At 64.9% G+C, this 3144-nt stretch carries 3 protein-coding genes; 2 read left to right on the top strand and 1 reads right to left on the bottom strand.

Going from position 1 to position 3144, the window contains the following annotated elements; translation table 11 throughout:
* Nucleotides 1–8 precede the first annotated feature (8 nt).
* Together EN994_RS24405 and EN994_RS24400 are read left to right on the top strand one after the other, a co-directional pair.
* On the top strand, nucleotides 9–647 hold the full coding sequence (locus EN994_RS24405) for an NrsF family protein (protein WP_013529421.1): 639 nt from the start codon (nucleotides 9–11) through the stop codon (nucleotides 645–647).
* Nucleotides 648–781: 134 nt separating this feature from the next.
* Entirely contained in the window at nucleotides 782–2821 is a 2040-nt protein-coding gene (locus EN994_RS24400) for a PAS domain S-box protein (RefSeq protein ID WP_127307864.1), read from the top strand.
* 56 nt (nucleotides 2822–2877) lie between these two features.
* Here the strand turns inward: EN994_RS24400 and EN994_RS24395 are convergent.
* Nucleotides 2878–3144: 3-hydroxyacyl-CoA dehydrogenase family protein (locus tag EN994_RS24395; RefSeq protein WP_245466075.1), on the bottom strand; the 267-nt coding region annotated here is incomplete at its 5' end.

Below are 3144 nucleotides of genomic sequence, written 5' to 3'. Positions count from 1 at the left end.
GGAATGACATGAGAACGGACGATCTCATCAAGGCGCTGGACGCCGATGCAACCAGCAAGGCGATGCCGCTGCAATCGGCCTGGTGGCTGGCCGCCGGTGCGGCAGCGGTGATCGCGGCCGTCGTTTTCCTGCTGACCATCGGCCCACGCCCGGATTTCATGGCGGCCGCGCACACGATGCGCTTCCTTTCCAAATTCGTTTTCACCATCGTGCTTGCCGTCAGCGCCTTCGCCCTGATCCGCGCCTTGTCGACACCGGGTGCGTCGACGGGCCGGGCGATGGTTGGGATGGCTGCGGCGCCAGTGCTGGTAGCCGTGGCGGTGGTTCTGGAGCTTTTCATGGTGCCGGAGGCGCTGTGGGGAACCAAAATGGTCGGCTCCAACATGATGATCTGCATGGCTTTCATCCCGCTGATCGGCCTCGGTCCGCTTGCCATCTTCCTGTGGATGCTGCGCTACGGGGCGCCGACACGGCCGGTGCTTGCCGGTGCGGTGGCAGGCCTGCTCGCCGGCGGGCTGGCGGCAACCTTCTATGCCGCCCACTGCTTCGACGATTCGCCGCTTTTCGTCGCCACCTGGTACACGATAGCCATTGCAGCGCTCGCATTGCTTGGCGCGCTCGGCGGACGGTTTTTCGTGCGCTGGTAGCGTTGCGCCACGCTCGCCCGCTCGCGCATACCGATCCTTAATCATGCCGGCAATTGTTTGCCGGTTAGCGATGGCACCGGAATGCCTGACGCAACCTTTCCTTAAAATCGATCCGCCAAGGTTGAGGCGAGAACATGCGTTTGCGCACGGGGGTGGCACGTATCGTGATGCGGCGAGGATTGACCAGCCGAGAATCTCTTGGGCGTGCAGGGCTGGCGTTGCTCGTCGCCGGCCTGGGCGTGCTGGCGGCCTCGATCCTGCTGTCGCGCCTGGACCTGGGCACCGAAGCCTTGAAACTCTGCCTGCAGATCGCGATGGCAGTGGCGGCGGGCGCGCTGTTCCTCGCCCCCCTGTCCACCCGCAGGATCAGCATGGATCGCCAACCGATCGCCGAGAGCGAGCTGCGCTTCCGCCGCGCCATGGAGGATTCAGCGATCGGTATCGTCGTTGTCGGTCTCGATGGGCGCATCCGCCAGACCAATCCGGCCTTCGCGGCCATGCTTGGCTACACAAGCGAAGAGATCGAGACGCTGACTTTCTTCCAGATCACGCATCCCGACGACCAGCAGATCGGGCGGGAGACGATGGACGATCTGAAGGCGGGCACGGTCAATTCCTTCCATTTCGAGAAGCGCTATCTCCGCAAGGACGGAACGCCCGTCTGGGCCCATCTTGCCGGTTCGGTCATTCGCGATGAGACCAGCGGCCGCCCGCTCTATCTCGTCTCGCAAATCGAGAACATCGACGCTCGCAAGCAGGCCGAGGCGCGCATTGCCGAAGCGGAAACGCGTTGGAATTTCGCGCTCGCCGGCGCCGGCCAGGGCGTCTGGGACCTCGACATGCGCAAGGGCGGCACGACCTATTCCTCGACCTGGGTCAAGATGCTGGGCTATGCGGATGGCGAGCTCGATGGCGACACCGACCGCTGGCTGACGATGATCCATCCTGATGATCGCGAGACTGTCGCCGAAGCGGATCGCGCTCATCTCGAGGGCAAGACACCGTTCTTTGAGGCCGAGTTCAGGATGCGCCACAAGGATGGCCACTGGGTGTGGATCCTCGACCGCGGCAAGGCCATCGAACGTGATGAGGATGGACGGCTGATCAGGGCCATCGGCAGCTTGACCGACATCACCCGCCGCAAGGAGGCCGAAGAGCGCCTCACCGTGTCGGCGGCAATGCTTGCCGATGAAAAGGAGCGGCTGAGGGTGACGCTGCAATCGATCGGCGATGCCGTCATCTGCACCGATGCCGCAAACCGGATCACCTTCATGAACCCGGTCGCCGAAAAGCTGACCGGGATTGCCGGCGGCGAGGCTCTCGGCAAGATGCTTGGCCATGTCTACTGGGCGGTCGACGAGGAGACGGGGCACAGGATCGGCGTGACCCGGCCCGCGGTTGGCGTTCATGCGCCCGCCGACCAGAACAGCCGCGCCGTCCTCATCCGGCGCGACGACACGCGCTGCAGCATCCGCCAGGTGGTGTCGCCGATCGTCAACGACCGCAACGAATTCTGCGGGCTGGTCATCGTCTTCCAGGACTTTACCGATGCGCGCGCGCTGCAGCGCCAGCTCGCCCACGCCGCGGCACACGATGCGCTGACCGGCCTTGCCAACCGCTCCAGCTTCATCCGCGCCATGGAGGACCTCGTCGACCAGGCGCGCAAGGACGGCACCGCCGACACGACAAGGTTGGTCGGCGACACGACAAGGTCGGTCGGAGGCGCCGGACATCAGTTCATGTTCATCGACCTCGACCACTTCAAACTGGTCAACGACACGGGTGGCCACGCGGCGGGAGACGCGCTGCTGAAGCGGGTTGCCGTGGCTATTCGCGGCGTGCTTGGTCCAGACGACATCGTCGCTCGCCTCGGCGGCGACGAATTCGCGGTCGTTTTGAAATCGGGTTCGGCAGCCGGCGCCAAGATCGCGGCGCGCTCCATCATCGATGCGATCGGCGGGCTAGACTTCACCTGGGACGGCCGTCCTCACGTGATCGGCGCCAGCATCGGGTTGGCTGCGATCAATGCCAATTGTGGCGAGGTCGACGAGATCATCGCCAGGGCCGATGCGGCTTGCTATGCCGCCAAGGCGGCGGGCCGTGGCTGTGTCTCCGTGGCGCCCGACGCACAGATCGTGGATGGCCGGACAGAGCCACTGGCGGTGGCCTCCTGATAGACCCGTCGCCGCTGAACCGAAAGGCTTGTCCCTGATTTGCGCCGACGATCCGCTCAGCGCGTCGGGACGGGATGCTCGCCGCGATAGTCGTAGAAGCCGCGCCCGGTCTTGCGGCCGAGCCAGCCGGCCTCGACATATTTCACCAGGAGCGGGCAAGGGCGGTACTTGGAGTCCGACAGGCCGTCATGCAGCACCTGCATGATCGACAGGCAGGTATCGAGCCCGATGAAGTCAGCCAGCTGCAGCGGCCCCATCGGATGGTTGGCGCCGAGCCGCATCGCGGTGTCGATGGCGTCGACCGAGCCGACACCCTCATAGAG

It is taken from the genome of Mesorhizobium sp. M7A.F.Ca.CA.002.09.1.1 (assembly GCF_003998555.1).
In the GTDB taxonomy this organism is placed as follows: domain Bacteria; phylum Pseudomonadota; class Alphaproteobacteria; order Rhizobiales; family Rhizobiaceae; genus Mesorhizobium; species Mesorhizobium ciceri.
Note: the sequence above shows the minus strand (reverse complement) of the source record. Positions and strands in the feature narration are given on the sequence as shown.